Here is an 18,220-nt window from a genome sequence, read left to right as displayed (position 1 = left end):
TCAGTCGATCGCGATCCCGGCCTCGGCAAAATACGCCGCCACCGGCGCCATCGCTTCCTCATGCGCCCGCCAGCGTGCCACCGAATCCTTGTACATCGGCCGGCGTACCTGCGCAGCGCTCGGCGTCGCCACCGCGGCGGTGTTGGTGTGGAAATCGAGGGCAGTCGGCGTCCAGTCGAGCCCGCAATGCGCAAACAGGCGCCGGCTCTCGCCCTCCTGGTCGGCGACCAACTGCTCGTACGACAATTGCAGGATGCGGCCCGGAAACAGCGCCGCCCAATAGGCTATCAGCCGATCGAAGCGGGCGAAATAGCGGGCGGTGTCCATCAGATCGTGGCTGTACGCATAAAAGGCTGACGTCGTGGCGAACAGATGCTTGTAATTGCTCCAGACCGTATCCATCGGGTGGCGGCGCAGGCAGACAATGCTGGCCCTGGGCAACGCGCGCGCAATCGCGCCGATGTTGAAGAAATTGGTCGGCAGCTTGTCGATGAAGCGCCCGTCGGGGCGGCGGCGGTGCAGATCGGCCCGCGCCGCATAGGCAACACCGACATCGTCGGGTGCCAGTTCACCGATGGCAAAGACCGTCGCCGGATCGAGCACCACGCGGGATTTGGTACCCGCCAGCATCTTCAGCGCGACCGGCATCGCCTGCAACTCGCCAGCGCTGTGCACCATCGCATGCGACGACAGGATGCGATCGACGAGCGTCGTGCCCGTGCGCGGCATGCCGACGATGAAGATCGGGTCGGCGCCATCATGGCCCGGCCCTGCCAGGTAATCGGGATCGCGAAACCCCTGCTCGATGGCATCGAAGATCGCCGCATCCCGGGCGAAATCATAACCGCTGCGGGCCTTGTGGGCGCGATTGGCAGCATCCAGATGGCGGAACGCTGGCGCCGCCTGCCCCAGGTCCTCATATTCCTTGGCCGCGGCATAGCGGATCCGCAGCGCGTCATCGTCGGCGACGCCCCGCGCCAGCACCGCCTCCATCCGCTCGACATGATTGGCGGCCGGCGTCGCCTTGGCGAGGCCGGCGAGCGAGAAATGCGCCTGGCCATTCGCCGGCTCGCGCGCGAGGATCGCTTCATACTGCTCTGCGGCGTCCTCGACCCGGCCGACAAAGCCCAGCGCCAGCGCCAGATTGGTGCGGAACTGGATATTGTCGGGCTCGAGCGCCACCGCCGGCGTGAAGCTGCGCAGCGCCGCCTCGTGATCGCCCAGCCGGGCCTGGACGCAGCCGATGGTGTCATAAGTCAGCGCATCGGTCGGCCCCAGTGCTTCGGCCGCCAGCGCAGCGGCACCGGCCTCGCCATCGCGGAGCAGCATGCTGAGCAGCCGCGCCAGCTGGGCATGGTAGAGCGCCGTCGGGTGGCGATCGATGGCCGCTGCGATGCCGTCTGCCGCAGCCGAGACCCGGCCCTCCATCGCATCGGCGATGCCGGCCAGGAACAGGCCCTCGGCGGCATCGGCGTCCGCCGACGCGTCCGCCAGCGCCAGCCCGATCTGCCGGGCGGTATCGGCCTCGCCGCGGCCGATGGCGGCGCGCGCCACCGCGATACGGGGATCACGCAAAGCTGCTGGTCCGCTCGATCAGCCAGAAACAGCCGATGATGCCGGCGCCGTACAGCGCAACCTGGCGAAAGGCGGCGCCCTGCCCGACCGCCCGCGCCAGCGCCACCAGCCCCATCATGCCGGCGACGAACGCCAGTTGGCCGAGCTCGACCCCGATGTTGAAGAACACCAGCCCCGGCAGCCGCTCGCCGTCGGGAACGCCGACTTCGCCCAAGGCGGTGGCAAAGCCCAGGCCATGCAGCAGGCCGAAAGCGCCGACGACGACCATGTAGCGCCGCCGCATCGCATCATCTTCACGCCCGTCGGACAGCAACGCCTCGCGCGCCATGAAGGCGATCGACAGCGCGATCACCGCCTCCACCGGCGGCACCGGGACATGGATGACATCGAAAAACGCCAGTGCCAGCGACAGCGAATGGCCGACGGTGAACACGGTCACCAGCATCAGCAAAGTCCGCCCGCGGGTGAGCAGGCACAGGCACATGACAAATGCCAGGTGATCCCAGCCGGCGAGGATGTGGAGAAAGCCCTGCCCCAGGAAATCGCGCGCCACAGCGAGGAAGGCGCGCGCCGTCGCCGCTGTCACACCGACCGGCAGCACGACGCCGGCATCGCTCGCCTGCAACTGGGTCGTGCCGCCCGCCGCCGCGGCATAGCTGACGCCATCGACGGCCCAGGGCGTCACGATGGCATCGTCGCGGCCGAGCTCGCGGTCGCAGCGGATCGCATAGGACAGGCGGGCGCGCCCGGCCTGGACCTGGCGGCTGGCATCGATCTGGGTGCAGCCGGTGGGCCAGGTGACGGCGCGGCCGGTGACCAGCGCATCGGGCAGGCTGGCGACCAGCTCATAGGTGCCGGGTTCCTTGCCGGGCTGGAAGCTGTATTCGCCCAGGCTGAAGACATCGGCGCGGGCCGGCGTGCCGATCGCCAGCAGCACCGCCAGCACCAGCAGCGCAAAGGCACTAACCCTCGATATCAACGTCATATTTCGCTTCCATCTTGCGCACCGCGCTGGCGACTGCGCCGGCGGTTTCAGCCGCCATCATGTCCTGCCGCACCTGGTCGCGGACATCGGTATAGCGCATCAGCCGGGGCGGATTGCGACGCTCGACAAGGATGAAGTGCACCCCACGCGGGCTCGGCAGCGGCCCGATCCAGGTGCCGGGCGCCGCCTTGCGCGCCGCCTCGAGGATCGGTTGCCCGAACATGCCGCGCAGCATCGATTCGCCGTAATCGGGGAAGCTGCGCCCCATCCAGAAATCATCGCCGTCGATGCGGTCGCCGCGGTTGAGCGCCGCCAGGATCGCAGCCGGCGCCTCGGGCATGCGGGTGAAATAGACCTGGCGCAGGCTGATCTGCGGCTCGGCCCGGTACAGCTCCCCATGTTCCGAATAGAAATCGAGCAGGTCGGCCTCCGCCGGCGTGTCGGGCGCGCCGGCGATCAGGAAACGCAGCCGGTCGACCAGCCGCGCCCGCGTCGTGCGGTCGGTCAGGTGCATGCCGCGCGACACCGCTTCGCGAAACAGGATCTCGTCGGTGACATAATCGTCGACCAGCTTCCTGCGCGCGGCGGCATCGGGCACGCGCCCGGTCATCAGCTGATAGTTTTCCGCCAGGCTGTCGGCGGTCGCCGTCGACACGATGATCGCATTGTCGCGCCGACCGAGCGCCCAATAGGCGCCGAACAGCAGCGCCGCGACGGCGATGAAGACGACCAGCGGATCACGCAGCAACCGGCTCATGTGGTCGGCTTGCGGACCGGATAGGGCGGCAGGCCATGGTCGGTGGTCAGCGGGCTGATATAATGTTCCCCGGTCAGTCCGCGCTTGCGCATGGCGAGCCCGGTCAGGCATTCGCGGATGATGCGGTTGGCATTGAGCGCGCTGGTATAGCCGGGGTCGACCAGCGGATTGGTCTCGACCAGCTCGAAGCCGACGACATTGGTCTCGGCGCACAGCCGGCGCACGATCGGCAGCGCCTCGCGCATCGTCAGCCCGCCGGGTTCGGGCGTGCCGGTGCCGGGCATGAAGGCCGGATCGAGGACATCGACATCGAAGCTGATGAAGATCTTTTCCGGCCCGTCGCGCGCCTCGCGGACGGCGCGGTCCATGACCGTCTTCCAGTCGGTCTTTTCGACTTCGGCCATCGGGTGATAGCGGAAACCCTGCTCGCGCATCCATTGAAAGCTCTTGGCGTCGGGCCAATAGCCACGCAGCCCGACCTGGATGAAGTTCTTGCCGGCGATATGGCCTTCCTTGAACAGCCGATACACCGGCTGGCCATGGCTCATCAGATGCTCACCGCCCTGCTGGGCATCGAAATGCGCGTCGAAATGGACGACGCCGACCTTGCCCTTGCCATAGACATCGGCCATCGCCGCGGCATCGGGATACATCAGCGAATGGTCGCCGCCGACGATGATCGGGATGGCACCGGTGCGCGCGACGGCGGCGACCTGCTGGCGGATATGCTCGAGGCTGCGCTCGGTCGACATCGGGTCGACGGCGACATCGGCATAATCGACGACGTTCAGCTCGACGAACGGCGACACCATGACGTGCATGTTCTCCGGCGTCACCGGGAACTGGCCCTTGTAGACTTCGCCGACCCGCACGGCGCGCGGCCCATAGGCGGCGCCGCGATAGCCCGACCCCATGTCGAGCCCGATGCCCATGATCGCAGCATCGACCTTGCCCGCCTTCAAATCAGCCGGGGTCAGCGCGACCGGCAGGTTGAAGAACGTCGGGATGCCCTGTTTCGGCCCGGCGGTCATGTAGCGGTTGAGGTTGATCGGCCCCGCCGTGCGTGGCGTGTCGAGCGACGACGGCCGCAATGTCCGCCAGGCGTTGAAGCCCTCGTCGGTGGTGTCGAGCGGGATGTTCGGCGCGTCGCGGCCGGCGCGAAACTTGCGGTCCTCGACCACCGCCATCATGCCGTCGATATAGGCCTCGATCTCCGCCGGCGTCTTGGTTTCGAAACGCCTGAACAGTAGCTCCTTGCGCGCCGCAAAGCTGCCGGTCCCGTCCGACATCAGGAAATCGCGCTTGGCCTTGGGCAGCGCGGCGATCTTGGGCGCCAGCCAGTCGGGCACCGTCACCGGCGCCGCGGCCAGCACCAGCGCGGCCGACGATGCGGCCAGCAATGCCGCCCCGGCGATGCCGCGCCGCACTCTGTTCAGCCCCATTGCTTGTCCCCTCCGGCGCCAGTTGAATACACCTTGGCCGGACGCGCAAGACCTACGTCAAATAACGCATAACCGCTGCGACGGGGCGATCTCTAAGCATCGAAACAGCTTGTTTCGAGGGGCAATTCGCCATGGCTTTCGCTGGTCGCTTTCTGTCGCTCGCCGGCTTGCTCGCCACCGCCCCGGCCATTGCCGCAGGGCCGCCCGTCAAGGTCGGCGTGCTGCAATCGCTCACCGGCACGATGGCGATCAGCGAAGTGACGGTGAAGAACGCCGAGCTGCTGGCGATCGCCGAAATCAACGCCAAGGGCGGCGTGCTCGGCCGCCAGCTCCAGGCCGTTGTCGAGGATGGCGCGTCGGACCCGGCGACGTTCGCGCAAAAAGCCGGCAAGCTGATCCAGCAGGGCGGCGTCGTCACCGTCTTCGGCGGCTGGACCTCGGCCAGCCGCAAGGCGATGCTGCCGGTGTTCCAGCGCAACGCCGGCCTGCTCTGGTACCCGGTGCAGTTCGAGGGCAATGAATGCTCGCCCAGCATCATCTACACCGGCGCCCAGCCCAACCAGCAGATCGTGCCGGCGCTGACCTGGGCGACGGCCAAGGGCCACAAGAAATACTTCCTGGTCGGTTCGGACTATGTGTTCCCGCGCACCGCCAACCTGATCCTCAAGAAACGCATCGCCGCCGGCAAGATGACCGTCGCCGGCGAGGATTACGTGCCGCTCGGCGGTACCGATTTCAGCGCCGTCATCGCCAAGCTGCGCGCCGCCAAGCCCGACATCGTGTTCTCGACGCTGAACGGTGACAGCAACGTCGCGTTCTTCAAGCAGATGGCCGCCGCCGGGCTGACATCCGCCAAGCTGCCGGTGATGAGCTTCAGCATCGCCGAGCAGGAGGCCCAGGCCATGGGGCCGGCGCTGGTCAACGGCAGCTATGCAGTGTGGAATTATTTCCAGAGCCTGCAGACGCCGGAGAACAAGGCCTTCGTCGCCGCCTACAAGGCCAAGTACGGGGCGAAAGCCGCGATCACCGATCCGATGGTGCACGGCTATGTCAACGTCTGGCTGTGGAAGGCCGCGGTCGAAAAGGCCGGCAGCTTCGACCCCAGCAAGGTGCGCAAGGCGGCGGTGACGCTGGCCGCCATCCCGTCGCCGATGGGCCCCGTCAAGCTGGCACCGAACCAGAGCCTGGTGCAGCGCGCGTATGTCGGCCAGTTGCAGCCCGACGGCCAGTTCAAGATCGTCTCGCAGTCGCCGGGCATGATCAATCCGGAACCCTATGACGCGCTGGCGTTCCCGGGGAAAAGCTGCAAGCCGGCCTAGGGTCCGTACTTAATAAGAATGGGCGTCGTGATGTTCCGGAGAGGCGAAATGGCTAGGCGGACGACCGCTGGCGGGGCTTCGCCCCCCGGCGAGGTCGGCCAACGACGCCATTTCGCCTCTCCGGAACACGCGCAGCGCGACCCAGAGAAGCCCGGCAGAGCGCTCGCTCGATTGCCAGATAGCGATGCTATCTGGCTGCACTCGCTCACTCCTGCCGGGCTTCTCTGGGTCGTCCCGACACCCATTCTTATTGAGTATGGACCCTAGGGCGGGTGGACCCCGCCCTTCTCCTCGGCCAGATCTTCAACGGCTTCTCGGTCGGCTCGCTCTACCTGCTCGCGGCGCTCGGCCTGGCGCTCAGCTTCGGGCTGATGCGGGTCATCAACATGGCGCATGGCGAAATGCTAATGCTCGGCGGCTATCTCGCCTGGGGCACGCTGCAGGTCGTCCCCGGCCCCTGGGGCATCATCGCGGCGCTGCCGGTGGCCTTCGTCGGTGCCGCGATCTTCGGCGCGCTGCTGCACACGACGCTGATCGCCCGCCTCGCCGCCCGGCCGCTCGACACGCTGCTGGCGACATGGGGCGTCAGCCTCGTGCTGCAGCAGGCGGCGCGCAGCCTGTTCGGCGCCATCGGCGTGGAGGTCACGGCGCCGGCCTGGCTCGATGGCGCCGTCGCCATCGGCGGCGCGTCGCTGCCCTACACCCGCCTGTTCATCCTCGCCGTCGCAGCCTTGGTGCTCGGCGGGCTGGCGCTGCTGCTGGCGCGCACCCGCATCGGGCTGCTCGTCCGCGCCGTCAACCAGGACCGGATGATGGCCGCCGCCACCGGCATCGACGTCAACCGCATCGACCTCATCGTCTTCTCGCTCGGCACCGGCATCGCCGGGCTGGCCGGCGTCGTGCTGGCGCTGCTCGGGCCGGTGACGCCGACCGTCGGCCAGTCCTATATCGTGCCGGCCTTCCTCGTCGTCGTCATGGGCGGCCTCGGCTCGATCACCGGCACCGTCGCCGCGGCGCTCATCCTCGGGCTGGTCGTCGCGCTATCGCAGCTCGTCGTCGATGTCAGCCTGGCGCAGGTCATCCTGCTGGTCTTCGTCATCCTGTTCATCCAGGTCCGCCCGCAGGGCGTCGTCGCCAGCCGCTCGCGGTCGCTCGATGCGTGACCTCGCGCGCCCGTTCGGCATGGCCGCGCTGCTGCTGGTGCTTGCCGCCGCCGCGCCTTGGCTGCTGTCGGGCTATGACCTCAACCTTCTCGCCCGCTTCCTCGCGCTCGCCCTTCTCGCACTGGGCCTGGTGCTGACCTGGGGCCATGGCGGCATCCTCAGCCTCGGCCAGGGCGTGTTCTTCGGCCTCGGCGGCTACGCCCTTGCCATGCACATGAAGCTCGCCGGCCTTGCCCCGGGCGAAGTCCCCGAATTCATGATGCTCAGCGGCGTCGAGGTCCTGCCCTGGTGGTGGTCGCCGTTCGCCCACCCCGCCGTCGCCATCATCGCCATCGTCGCCGTGCCGGCGCTGGTGGCGGCGCTGTTCGCCCGGGCGGTGTTCGCGCGCGGCGTCAGCGGCACCTATTTCTCGCTGATCACCCAGGCGCTGGCGCTGGCCTTCGCGACGCTGCTGGTCAGCCAGCAGGACCTGACCGGCGGCTTCAACGGCCTCACCGATTTTTCCGGCGTCATGGGTCTGGATCTCAATGATCCCGGCGCCGGCCGCTGGCTCTACTGGCTCACCCTCGCCTGCCTCGGCGTCGGCTGGGCGCTGGTGACGCTGCTGCTCGCCTCGCGCTTCGGCACCATGTTGCGCGCCGTCCGCGACGGCGAAAACCGGGTGCGCTACCTCGGCCATGACGCCGCCGCCTACAAGGTCGTCGCCTTTGCCGTCGCCGGCGGGCTGGCAGGCGTCGCCGGCGCGCTGTTCACCCTCCACGCCGGTGTGATCTCGCCGGCGCTGGTCGGCGTGGTGCCGTCGATCGAGATGGTGATCTGGGTGGCGATCGGCGGCCGGCTCAGCCTCGCCGGCGCCATCCTCGGCACTGTCGCCGTCAATTTCGCTCGCGACAAGGTCAGCAGCGCCTTTCCCGATCTCTGGCCCTATGCGCTCGGCGCGCTATTCATCCTCGTCGTCACGCTGCTGCCCGGTGGCCTTGCGGGCTTGAGGAAACGCGCATGACCGCGGTCGGCGACCTGCTGCTCGCCGTCGATGGCGTCACCGTCGACTATGACGGCTTCAAGGCGCTCGACGGCTTTTCACTGACCCTCGACAAGGGCGAACTGCGCGTCGTCATCGGCCCAAACGGCGCCGGCAAATCGACCCTGTGCGACACGATCATCGGCCGGGTGCGCCCGTCCGACGGCCGCGTGCTGTTCCGCGGCCAGAACATTTCACGGCTGCCGGTGCACCGCATCGCCGGGCTGGGCATCTGCCGCAAGTTCCAGGCCCCCGGCGTGCTGCCGACGCTCACCGTCGCCGACAATCTCGGCATCGCCGCGGCCCGGTCGAAGCGGCTGTGGGCATCGTTCGGTTTCGGTCAGCCGGCCGCCGAGGCGGCGCGGGTCGCTGATATCCTCGACCGCATCGGGCTCGGCGATCGCCGCGGCGCCATCGCCGGCACGCTGGCGCATGGCGAGAAACAATGGCTCGAAATCGGCATGGTCGTCGCCACCGATGCCGAATTGCTGCTGCTTGATGAACCCACCGCCGGCATGGGCCTTGCCGAAACCAGCCGCACCGCCGACCTGATCCGCGGCCTCGCCGGCGACCACAGCATCATCGTCATCGACCACGACATGAGCTTTGTCGAACAGCTGGCGGCGCGGGTGACGGTCATGCACCAGGGCCGTTTCCTGATGCAGGGCAGCGTCGCCGAGGTGCGCGGCGACGCGCGCGTGGCCGACGTCTATCTGGGGCGGGCGGCGTGATTCCCCTCCTCGCCCTGTCCGGCGTCGCCGCGGGCTATGGCGCGGCGCAGGTGCTGTGGGACATCGACCTGCAGCTGGCGCCGGGCAGCGTCACCGCCCTCATCGGCCGCAACGGCGTCGGCAAGACGACGCTGCTGCGCACCATCATGGGCATCCAGCCGCTCGATGCCGGCACGATCCGCCTCGACGGGCGGGACATCGGCACGCTGCCGCCGCAGCGCCGCGCCCGCGCCGGCATCGGTTATGTGCCGCAGGGCCGCCACATCTTTCCGCAGCTGACCGTCGCCGAAAACCTCGAAACCGGCCTGATGGCGCTGGGCCCCCGCGGCAAGGCCGGCGCCGGCGTCCCCGACCATATCTACGATTTGTTCCCCAAGCTCGCCGCCATTCGCCAGCGCAAGGGCGGGCTCCTGTCCGGCGGCGAACAGCAGCAGCTCGCCATCGGCCGCGCGCTGGCCGGCGCGCCGCGGCTGCTGCTGCTCGACGAACCCACCGAAGGCGTGCAGCCCAACGTCGTCCAGATGATCGAGGCGGCGCTGCTGCAGGTCCGCGCCGACATGGGCCTGACCATCATCCTCATCGAACAATATCTCGATTTCGCCTGGTCCTTTGCCGATCATTATGCGGTGATGGACGGCGGCCGCATCGTCCGGCGGGGCGACACCGCCAGCGACGGCGCCGCCGATGTCGCGCACCTGGTGCGGATCTAGCAACGCGATCCGTCACCCCGGCGAAGGCTGGGGCCCATAAACCACCAATCACGCCACGCCGGCGCCTTCCCGGCCCTACTGCGTCAGCGTCTTCACCGCCGCCGCCGCCGCCGACGCCCGGTTCTCGATGCCCATCTTCTCGAACACCTGTTCCAGGTGCTTGTTCACCGTGCGCGGCGAGATCCCCAATATTTCGCTGATCTCGCGATTGGCCTTGCCGCGGCTGATCCACAGCAACACCTCCGCCTCGCGCTCGGTCAGGCCATGCTTCGCCGCGAGCAGCCGTTCCTCGGCGCCCTCGCGGATTTCCGCCAGGCGAAACAGCCATTCGTCGCTGCCGTTCCGCGTCAGCAACGTCAGTTCCAGCCGGCCATCTTCCAGGTCATGCCGCACCACCCCCTGCCCGTCGCTGCCGACATGGCGCGCCAGCGCGGCGGCCAGCGCCGGCGCCGGCAAGCCCTCTGGCGGGAACAGCCGCGCCAGCATCGCAATGCTGCGCGGCGTCGCCCACAACAGCCGCCCGGCACCATCCACCGCCAGCAGCGGCCGGCCGCTTTCATCAAGCGCCGCCTGGCTGCCCGACGACACCCGCGCATTGCCGAGATGGACCCGGATCCGCGCCAGCAGCTCCTCGACAACGATCGGCTTGGTCACATAATCGACGCCGCCGGCCTCCAGCCCGCGCACGACATGCTCGGTTTCCGTCAGGCCGGTCATGAAGATCACCGGCAGCCGGGCAAAACGCGGATCGGCCTTGATGCGCCGCGTCGTCTCGAACCCGTCCATCACCGGCATCATCGCATCCATGATGACAAGGTCGGGCAACGACCGTTCGCCGGCGAGTTCCAGCGATTGCAGCGCGGCGGCGCCGTCGCCCGCGATCAGCACGGTCATCCCGGCCTTTTCGAGCGTGGCGGTGACGAACCGCAGGCTTTCCGGCGTGTCGTCGACGACGAGGATGGTGGCAGGCTGGCTAGCCATGGATTTCGAGCAACTTCAGATACGCCTTCAGGTCGAACGCCCGCACCTTGTCGCGCAACTGCGCCACCAGGGCCTGGCTGTCGGGGAAATCGCGTTCGAGCGCGGCAAGGCCCGTCTCGATGCCGCGGACATGGCCGAGCTGCCCCAACCGGCGCAGCTCGGCGATCTGGCTGCCGGCGCCCGCCAGCGGCGCCGCCGGCGGCAGCGGCGTGGCAGCGACGGGCAGGCTTTCATCCCAGACCAGCCCGAGCCGGGTGGCGACGACATCGAGCAGAGTCTCCAGCTCCACCGGCTTCAGCACGAAACCGTCGTGATCGGCGCGGCCATCGCCGCCGGCGGCGAATTCATGGGCATTGGCCGACACCATGACGATGCTCGGCCGCTCGCCGAAACGTGCCCGCAACTGCGCCGCCACGTCCCAGCCGCTCAGTCCCGGCATCTGGATGTCGAGCAGCACCAGATCGGGATCGCAGCGCGCCGCGAGGTCCAGGCCGGCGGCGCCGGTCGACGCCGCATAGACGGTGAAGCCCAGCGGCCGCAGCAGGCCCTGCAGCACCGCCAGTTGATAGGGGTCGTCGTCGATCACCAATATCGTCCGCCGCGGGCCGGCATAGCCCGACACCGGCCGCAACCGTGTCGTCGCCGGCGGCGCCTCACCCGGCGCGGCGAGCATCAGCCGCAGCGTGAAGCGGCTGCCGATCCCGGGTGAACTGCGCACCGCCACGTCGCCGCCCATGACCTGGGCCAGCACCCGCGTGATGGCGAGGCCGAGGCCGGTGCCGGGCTGGCCATTGGTGGCGCTGCCGCGCTCGAACGGCTCGAAGATGCGCTCCAGGTCGCCGGGCGCGATACCGACGCCGGTGTCCGACACCTCGAATTCGGCCACCAGTCCGCGATAGCGCACCGCCAGCCCGGCCTGGCCCTCGGCGGTGTATTTGACGGCGTTCGACAGCAGGTTGATCAGGATCTGGCGCAAGCGTTTTTCATCGGTGCGCACGAACGCCGGCAGGTTCGGCGGCGGCTCGTAATGAAAGGCGATGCCCTTTTCCTGCGCCTGCATGCGGAACATGTCGGCGATCTGTTCGAGGAATGCCGGCAGCGGCACGATGTCGCGACTGAGCTTCAGCACGCCGCTCTCGATGCGGCTGATATCGAGCAGGCCGTCGACGATGTTGGTCAGATGCTCCGACGACCGCCGGATGACGCGGCCGGCTTCCTCGGGATCGATCGTGCCTTCGCGCTCGAGCAACTGGGCATAACCATAGATGGCGTTGAGCGGCGACCGGATCTCGTGGCTGACCCCGACCAGATAACGGCTCTTGGCCAGATTGGCGGCCTCGGCGGCGTCACGGGCCTTTTCCAGCGCCACGTCGGTGCGCTTGTGGGCCGCGATCTCGTCCATCAGCATGGCGGTGTGGCGCTGGCTTTCGGCCTCGGCGGCGCGGCGGCTCTCGTGCGCCAGCACCAGCAGCCAGGCGGCGATGCCCGACAGGATGGCCAGCGCAAAGAACACCACCCATAATGTCGTCATGATGGCTGCGCGCTCGGCGGGCGCGGCGGCGGCATACTGGATGCCGATCAGGAACAGCAGGCCAGCGCTGATCGCGGTGAACAGCGTCATCACCCCGATGAAATGCCCGGTCGTCGTGTCGGCATAACGCGCCAGCGGCCGCGGCAGCAGGTGCTGCAGCAGCCGTGTCGCCTGCTCGCCGAAACTGCTGCCGTCCTTGCACATGTCGTGGCACCGCGCCTCCAGCGTGCAGCATAGCGAACAGATGCTGCCGCTGTGGAGCGGACAATGCGCCATGTCGGGCCGTTCGAAACGGTTGCCGCACAAGACGCAAGCAAGATCGCCGGCGCCCGCCGGCAGATCGGCGTCGCGGGCGATGTAATAGCGGCCGCGGGTGGCCAGCGCGATCGCCGGCGCCGCGACAAAGGCCACCGACAGGCCGAGCAGCGGTGAAAACGCCTGCGCCAGCGGCCCGAACACGCCGACCAGCGCCGCGGTCGACACGATGATCGACAGCAGCATGGCGCCGACGCCGACGGGGTTGATGTCGTACAGCCGGGCGCGCTTGAACTCGATCAGCGGCGGCGACAGGCCGAGCGGCTTGGAGATGACGAGATCGGCGACCAGCGCCCCGATCCAGCCGGCGGCGAGGTTGGCATAAAGCGTCAGGATATTCTCGATGACGGCAAAAATGCCGATCTCCATCAGCAGCAGCGCCAGCAGCACGTTGAACACCAGCCAGACGACCCGGCCGGGATGCGCGTGGCTCAATCGCGAAAAGAAGTTCGACCAGGCGATGCTGCCGGCATAGGCATTGGTGACGTTGATCTTCATCTGCGCGGTAACAACGAGGATACCGGTCAACAGCATCGCCAGCCCAGGCGAGCCGACCATGTCGTTGAACACGGCGAGGAACATGTCTGGCGGTGCCGAGGCCTGCAGCGCATTGCCGCCATGATCGATGACCAGCCGCGCCAGGTACGAGCCGAGCAGCAGCTTGGCACCGCCGATGATCACCCAGCCCGGTCCGCCGAGCAGCAGCGCCCCCCACCAGCGGCCGCGGTTCCCGCGGGTGCGTGCCGGCAGGAATCGCAGGTAATCGGCCTGCTCCCCGATCTGCGGCAGCAGCGAAAGCAGGGTCGACAGCGCCAGCCCGAACAGCAGCAGGTCGACCGAACCATCGGCGGCGCCGCGCAGCCCCGGCCAGTCGAGCCAGCGCGCCATCGTCGGCCCGCCGACCGCCAGCACATAGACCAAAGGCGCCAGCTGCAGCACCAGCCAGACCGGCTGGGTCCAGGCCTGGAATCGCGTGATGGCGCGCATGCCATAGAGCGCGATCGGGATGACGATCAGCGACGAAATGATGTGGGCTATCGCGATCGGGATGCCGAGCAGCAGTTGCAGCGCCATCGACAGGATGCTCGCTTCGATGGCGAACAGCAGGAAGGTGAAGCTGGCATAGATCAGCGAGGTGATCGTCGAGCCGATATAGCCGAAACCGGCGCCGCGGGTCAGCAGATCGACATCGAGCCCGGCGCGCGCCGCATGCCAGGCGATCGGTAACCCGACCAGGAACAGCAGCAGCATCGCGGCGATGATCGCGGCGACGGCGTTGGAAAAGCCATAGGCCAGGGTGATCGTCGCGCCGATCGCCTCGCAGGCAAGAAAACTCGCGGCGCCGAACGCCGTCGAGGCGATGCGGCCCGTCGACCATATCCGTGCCCTCGCCGGCGTGAAGCGCAGGGCGTAATCCTCCAGCGTCGGATCGGCGACCCATTTGTTGTAGCGGCGCGTGCCGGCGACGGTGGACGCGGTCATCCGGGCACGGCCTGCGGCGGTATCGGGCGCGCCGGCAACCCGGCGGCGCCGACGAGGAAGGCGATGACGCCATCGAGGCCGTGATTGACCTTGAGATTGGAAAACAGGACCGGTCGCTCACCTCGCATCTTGCGCGCATCGCGGTCCATGACGCCGAGATCGGCGCCGACCAGCGGCGCCAGGTCGATCTTGTTGATGACCAGCAGGTCGGATCGCGTGATGCCGGGGCCGCCCTTGCGCGGAATCTTGTCGCCCGCCGACACGTCGATGACATAGATGGTGATGTCGGCGAGTTCGGGGCTGAAGGTCGCCGCCAGATTGTCGCCGCCGCTTTCGATGAAGATGATGTCGAGCCCCGGATGCCGCGCGTTCATCGTGTCGACGGCGGCGAGGTTGATGCTGGCGTCCTCGCGGATGGCGGTGTGCGGGCAGCCGCCGGTTTCGACGCCCATGATACGATCGGGCGCCAGCGCGCCGGACCGGGTCAGGAATTCGGCGTCCTCGCGAGTGTAGATATCGTTGGTGATGGCGGCGACATTGTAGTGCTCGCGCAGGGCCTTGCAGAGCCGGTCGGTCAGCGCGGTCTTGCCGCTGCCGACGGGGCCGCCAATGCCGATGCGGACGGGACCATGTTCGCTCATGACCGGAATAGCCTCGAATATTGGACTTCATGCGCCAGCGACGCCAGCTCGAGCTGCGGCGCCGCCGTGCCGAGATCGTCCAGCTCGGTCACCTGGGCGCGCGCCGTCGCCGCCTCGACCACCGGCATCAGGGCCGCCGTCGCCAGCTGGCCGTCGGTCTGCCCGAGCGGCACCAGCCGCACCCCGGCGGACACCAGATTGGCCGCCGTGCCATGCCCCCAGGCAATGAGCGCCGCCCCCAGCGGCACATCGTGCAGCGCACAAGCAAGCGCCCCGGCGGCGGCATGGCTGACAGGGCGGCCGGCGAGACGCGCCGCAAAGGCATCGAGGCCCGGGTGCGGCCAGGCCTTGCGCGTGACGAGAAGGAAGCTCGACCCCATCTGCCGGCTTTCGAGCGCGGTTTCCGAAGAACCGCGAAACGCCGTGGCAAAATCGCTGACCGCATCGAACGCCACGGGGTCCCGCGCCGCCCGCCAGCCATGCGCGAAGACGACGAGATCGGCCCAGCCGCCGCCGCGCGCGATCACTGCGCCGACGTAATCGACCAATGTCGCGCGATCATGGACATCGCCGGCCTCGACCGCCGCCTCCAGGCCATGGCTGTAGCTGAACGCCCCGACCGGATAGCTGGGCGAGGTCCAGGCCAGCAGCGCCGCAAGCCCGCGATCAGTGATCATGGTCATGCCCATGAGCGTCGTCATGATGGTGATGATGATCGCCATACCCGCCGGCATAGGCGCCGGTCTCGGGGTTGAAAGGCGCCGTGATGGCGGTGACCGTGCCGCCCAGCCCGCGCAGCATGTCGGCAATGACATGATCGGCGCGCAGCCGAATGGCATTGCCCAGCAGCGCCGCGGGCAGATGCCGGTTGCCGATATGCCAGGCGATCGCCAGCAGCGCCGCGCCATCGGCAGCCGTCACCTCGATAAGCGGTTCGGCGGCAGCGACCACGGCGACCACCCGGCCATCCTCCAGCACCAGGCCGTCGCCATCGGCGAGCACCCGCGCCCGCGGCAGGTCGAGCAGGAACGGTAGCCCGCCCTCGGCATGGTAATGAAACCGCCGCCGATGCCGCGCGGCATGATCGAGGACGACACGATCCACCGCATCGCGCCAATGCCCCGCCGGCAGCACGGATGTGGCGCGCAGCATCAGAACAGGAAATAACGTTGCGCGAAGGCGAGCTCGCTCGCCGGTTCGCAGGTCAGCAATTCGCCATCGGCGCGCACTTCGTAGGTCTCCGGATCGACCGCAATGTCGGGCAGCGCGTCGTTGAGCACCATGTCGGCCTTGCCGATGCCGCGCGTCCCCGTCACCGCCACGCATTGCCGCGACAGGCCGAGCGCATGCGGCATGCCGTCGTCCAGCGACGCCGCGCTGACGAACAGCAGCGATGACAGCGTTCCCGATCGCCCCATGCCGCCCCACATCGGGCGATAATGCACCGGCTGCGGCGTCGGGATGCTGGCATTGGGGTCGCCCATCGGCGCCATGGCGATGCTGCCGCCCTTGATGACGAGGTCGGGCTTCACCGCAAAAAAGGCCGGCGACCACACCACCAGGTCGGCGAGCTTGCCCACCGCCACCGACCCGACATGCGCCGACAGGCCATGCGCGATCGCCGGGTTGATGGTGTATTTGGCGACATAGCGCCGGGCGCGCAGATTATCGGCCGCACCGTCGCCGGCCAGGGGCCCACGCTGCTGCTTCATCTTGTCGGCCGTCTGCCAGCACCGGATGATCGTTTCCCCCACCCGCCCCATCGCCTGGCTGTCCGACGACATCATCGAAAAGGCGCCGAGATCGTGGAGGATGTCCTCCGCCGCGATCGTCTCCTTCCTGATCCGGCTTTCGGCGAACGCCACATCCTCGGCGATGCGCGGGTCGAGGTGATGGCAGACCATCAGCATGTCGAGATGCTCGTCGAGCGTGTTGACGGTATAGGGCCGCGTCGGATTGGTCGACGACGGCAGCACATTGGGCAGCGACGCCAGCCGGATGATGTCGGGCGCATGGCCGCCGCCGGCGCCTTCGGTGTGGAAACTGTGGATCGTCCGGCCCTTGAAGGCAGCGATGGTGTCCTCGACGAAACCGCTTTCGTTGAGCGTGTCGCTATGCAGCGTCACCTGCACGTCATGGGCATCGGCGACCGACAGGCAATTGTCGATCGACGCCGGCGTCGTCCCCCAATCCTCGTGCAGCTTCAGCACCGCCGCCCCGGCGCGGACCATCTCCTCCAGCGCCGCCGGCCGGCTGGCATTGCCCTTCGCCGACACGCCGAAGTTCATCGGCAGCATTTCCAGCGCCTGCAGCATCCGGCCGATATGCCAGGGCCCGGGCGTGCAGGTCGTCGCCAGCGTGCCGTGCGACGGCCCGGTACCGCCGCCGATGATGGTGGTGACGCCCGCGCACAGCGCCTCCTCGACCTGCTGCGGGCAGATGAAATGGACATGGGCGTCGATGGCGCCGGCGGTGACGATCTTGCCTTCGGCGGCAATGACGTCGGTGCCGGGCCCGATGATGATGTCGACGCCCGATTGCACATCGGGGTTGCCGGCCTTGCCGATATGGCTGATCCGCCCGGCGGTGATGCCGATATCGGCCTTGATGATCCCCCAATGGTCGAGGATCACGGCGTTGGTGATGACGGTGTCTACGGCGCCCTCGGCGCGGCTGCGCTGGCTCTGCCCCATGCCGTCGCGGATGACCTTGCCGCCGCCGAACTTGACCTCCTCGCCATAAAACGTGCGGTCGGCCTCGATCTCGATCAGCAGGCTGGAATCGGCGAGCCGGATGCGGTCGCCGGTGGTCGGCCCGAACATGCCGGCATAGGCGCGGCGGGTGACGGTGACACTCACAGCGGTCCGCCGATCTGCCCGCGAAAGCCCCAGACGATGCGGTCGCCGCCATAGGGGATCAGCGCCACGTCTCGCGTCTGCCCGGGCTCGAAGCGGATGGCGGTGCCGGCGGCAATGTCGAGCCGCTGCCCCCGTGCCGCGACTCGATCGAAGGCCAGCGCCGTGTTGGTCTCGGCAAAATGGAAATGGCTGCCGACCTGGATCGGCCGGTCGCCGGTGTTGGCAACGCTGAGCACCGTCACCGGCCGCCCGGCGTTGAGCACGATGTCGCCCGGGGCGGTGATGATCTCGCCCGGAATCACCTTATCGGCCGGTGCACGGTGACGAGCTTGGTGCCGTCGGGAAACGTCGCCTCGACCTGGACGCTCTCGATCATCTCCGCGACCCCGGGCATGACCTGGTCGCGGGTCAGCACATGGCCACCGCTGGCCATCAGCTCCGCCACGCGCACGCCATCGCGCGCCCCTTCGACGACATGATCGGCGATCAATGCCACCGCCTCGGGGTGGTTGAGTTTCACGCCACGCTCCAGCCGCCTGCGCGCCACGATCGCCGCCATGGCGACGAGCAGCTTGTCCTTCTCGCGCGGGGTCAGGTTCATGTTTTTCCTCTCCCGCTTGCGGGAGAGGCGAGAGACGGCGAAGCCGGCCCGGGTAAGGGTGTTCGTTCGCGCCGAAGCTGGGGGACACCCTCACCCGCCGCGCTGGTG

The 18,220-nt window shown here is 68.2% G+C and carries 17 protein-coding genes; 5 read left to right on the top strand and 12 right to left on the bottom strand.

Annotated elements, in window-relative coordinates:
- Genes ACP7AI_RS01885 through ACP7AI_RS01870 form a run of 4 tightly spaced genes read right to left on the bottom strand, consistent with a single transcriptional unit; the run spans position 1 to position 4,759 of the window.
- The gene (locus ACP7AI_RS01885) at positions 1–1,575 is read right to left on the bottom strand and encodes a sulfotransferase (protein ID WP_426163455.1); all 1,575 of its coding nucleotides are present in this window, start codon (positions 1,573–1,575) and stop codon (positions 1–3) included.
- Entirely contained in the window at positions 1,568–2,560 is a 993-nt protein-coding gene (locus tag ACP7AI_RS01880; RefSeq protein WP_426163453.1) for a HupE/UreJ family protein, read from the bottom strand. Before ACP7AI_RS01880 ends, ACP7AI_RS01885 begins: the two co-directional genes overlap by 8 nt.
- Positions 2,538–3,317 carry a peptidyl-prolyl cis-trans isomerase gene (locus tag ACP7AI_RS01875; protein ID WP_426163451.1) on the bottom strand — a complete coding sequence of 260 codons (780 nt, stop codon included), beginning with the start codon at positions 3,315–3,317 and terminating at the stop codon, positions 2,538–2,540. Before ACP7AI_RS01875 ends, ACP7AI_RS01880 begins: the two co-directional genes overlap by 23 nt.
- On the bottom strand, positions 3,314–4,759 hold the full coding sequence (locus tag ACP7AI_RS01870; protein WP_426163449.1) for an agmatinase family protein: 1,446 nt from the start codon (positions 4,757–4,759) through the stop codon (positions 3,314–3,316). Before ACP7AI_RS01870 ends, ACP7AI_RS01875 begins: the two co-directional genes overlap by 4 nt.
- Positions 4,760–4,890: 131 nt before the next feature.
- On the opposite strand from ACP7AI_RS01870, the gene urtA reads away from it, so the two are divergent.
- From urtA to urtE, 5 genes are all read left to right on the top strand, one after another.
- Positions 4,891–6,078: an urea ABC transporter substrate-binding protein gene (urtA, locus tag ACP7AI_RS01865; RefSeq protein ID WP_426163447.1), complete on the top strand. Its 1,188-nt coding sequence runs from the start codon at positions 4,891–4,893 to the stop codon at positions 6,076–6,078.
- 272 nt (positions 6,079–6,350) lie between these two features.
- Positions 6,351–7,241 carry an urea ABC transporter permease subunit UrtB gene (gene urtB / locus ACP7AI_RS01860; RefSeq protein ID WP_426163445.1) on the top strand — a complete coding sequence of 297 codons (891 nt, stop codon included), beginning with the start codon at positions 6,351–6,353 and terminating at the stop codon, positions 7,239–7,241.
- Complete coding sequence (gene urtC, locus ACP7AI_RS01855) at positions 7,234–8,244, top strand: urea ABC transporter permease subunit UrtC (RefSeq protein ID WP_426163442.1); 1,011 nt, start codon at positions 7,234–7,236, stop codon at positions 8,242–8,244. Before urtB ends, urtC begins: the two co-directional genes overlap by 8 nt.
- On the top strand, positions 8,241–8,993 hold the full coding sequence (gene urtD / locus ACP7AI_RS01850) for an urea ABC transporter ATP-binding protein UrtD (protein WP_426163439.1): 753 nt from the start codon (positions 8,241–8,243) through the stop codon (positions 8,991–8,993). The genes urtC and urtD overlap by 4 nt, the downstream gene beginning before the upstream one ends.
- Positions 8,990–9,703: an urea ABC transporter ATP-binding subunit UrtE gene (urtE, locus tag ACP7AI_RS01845; protein WP_426163437.1), complete on the top strand. Its 714-nt coding sequence runs from the start codon at positions 8,990–8,992 to the stop codon at positions 9,701–9,703. Before urtD ends, urtE begins: the two co-directional genes overlap by 4 nt.
- A 75-nt stretch (positions 9,704–9,778) precedes the next feature.
- Here urtE and ACP7AI_RS01840 read toward each other — a convergent pair whose 3' ends face one another.
- Genes ACP7AI_RS01840 through ACP7AI_RS01805 form a run of 8 tightly spaced genes read right to left on the bottom strand, consistent with a single transcriptional unit; the run spans position 9,779 to position 18,112 of the window.
- Positions 9,779–10,684 (bottom strand): response regulator, encoded by a 906-nt coding sequence (locus tag ACP7AI_RS01840; RefSeq protein WP_426163434.1) that lies wholly within the window; start codon positions 10,682–10,684, stop codon positions 9,779–9,781.
- Positions 10,677–14,012 carry a hybrid sensor histidine kinase/response regulator gene (locus ACP7AI_RS01835; protein WP_426163431.1) on the bottom strand — a complete coding sequence of 1,112 codons (3,336 nt, stop codon included), beginning with the start codon at positions 14,010–14,012 and terminating at the stop codon, positions 10,677–10,679. Before ACP7AI_RS01835 ends, ACP7AI_RS01840 begins: the two co-directional genes overlap by 8 nt.
- Positions 14,009–14,653 (bottom strand): urease accessory protein UreG, encoded by a 645-nt coding sequence (gene ureG / locus ACP7AI_RS01830; RefSeq protein WP_426163428.1) that lies wholly within the window; start codon positions 14,651–14,653, stop codon positions 14,009–14,011. The genes ACP7AI_RS01835 and ureG overlap by 4 nt, the downstream gene beginning before the upstream one ends.
- Positions 14,650–15,375, bottom strand: a complete 726-nt coding sequence (locus ACP7AI_RS01825) for an urease accessory protein UreF (protein WP_426163426.1) — start codon at positions 15,373–15,375, stop codon at positions 14,650–14,652. The genes ureG and ACP7AI_RS01825 overlap by 4 nt, the downstream gene beginning before the upstream one ends.
- Complete coding sequence (locus ACP7AI_RS01820) at positions 15,320–15,805, bottom strand: urease accessory protein UreE (RefSeq protein ID WP_426163424.1); 486 nt, start codon at positions 15,803–15,805, stop codon at positions 15,320–15,322. Before ACP7AI_RS01820 ends, ACP7AI_RS01825 begins: the two co-directional genes overlap by 56 nt.
- Positions 15,805–17,511 (bottom strand): urease subunit alpha, encoded by a 1,707-nt coding sequence (gene ureC / locus ACP7AI_RS01815; protein ID WP_426163421.1) that lies wholly within the window; start codon positions 17,509–17,511, stop codon positions 15,805–15,807. Before ureC ends, ACP7AI_RS01820 begins: the two co-directional genes overlap by 1 nt.
- Positions 17,508–17,813 (bottom strand): urease subunit beta, encoded by a 306-nt coding sequence (locus ACP7AI_RS01810; RefSeq protein WP_426163419.1) that lies wholly within the window; start codon positions 17,811–17,813, stop codon positions 17,508–17,510. The genes ureC and ACP7AI_RS01810 overlap by 4 nt, the downstream gene beginning before the upstream one ends.
- Positions 17,810–18,112 (bottom strand): urease subunit gamma, encoded by a 303-nt coding sequence (locus ACP7AI_RS01805; protein ID WP_426163417.1) that lies wholly within the window; start codon positions 18,110–18,112, stop codon positions 17,810–17,812. Before ACP7AI_RS01805 ends, ACP7AI_RS01810 begins: the two co-directional genes overlap by 4 nt.
- Between the last annotated feature and the right edge of the window lie 108 nt (positions 18,113–18,220).

The organism is Sandarakinorhabdus sp. DWP1-3-1 (assembly GCF_049896705.1).
In the GTDB taxonomy this organism is placed as follows: domain Bacteria; phylum Pseudomonadota; class Alphaproteobacteria; order Sphingomonadales; family Sphingomonadaceae; genus Sandarakinorhabdus.
Note: the sequence above shows the minus strand (reverse complement) of the source record. Positions and strands in the feature narration are given on the sequence as shown.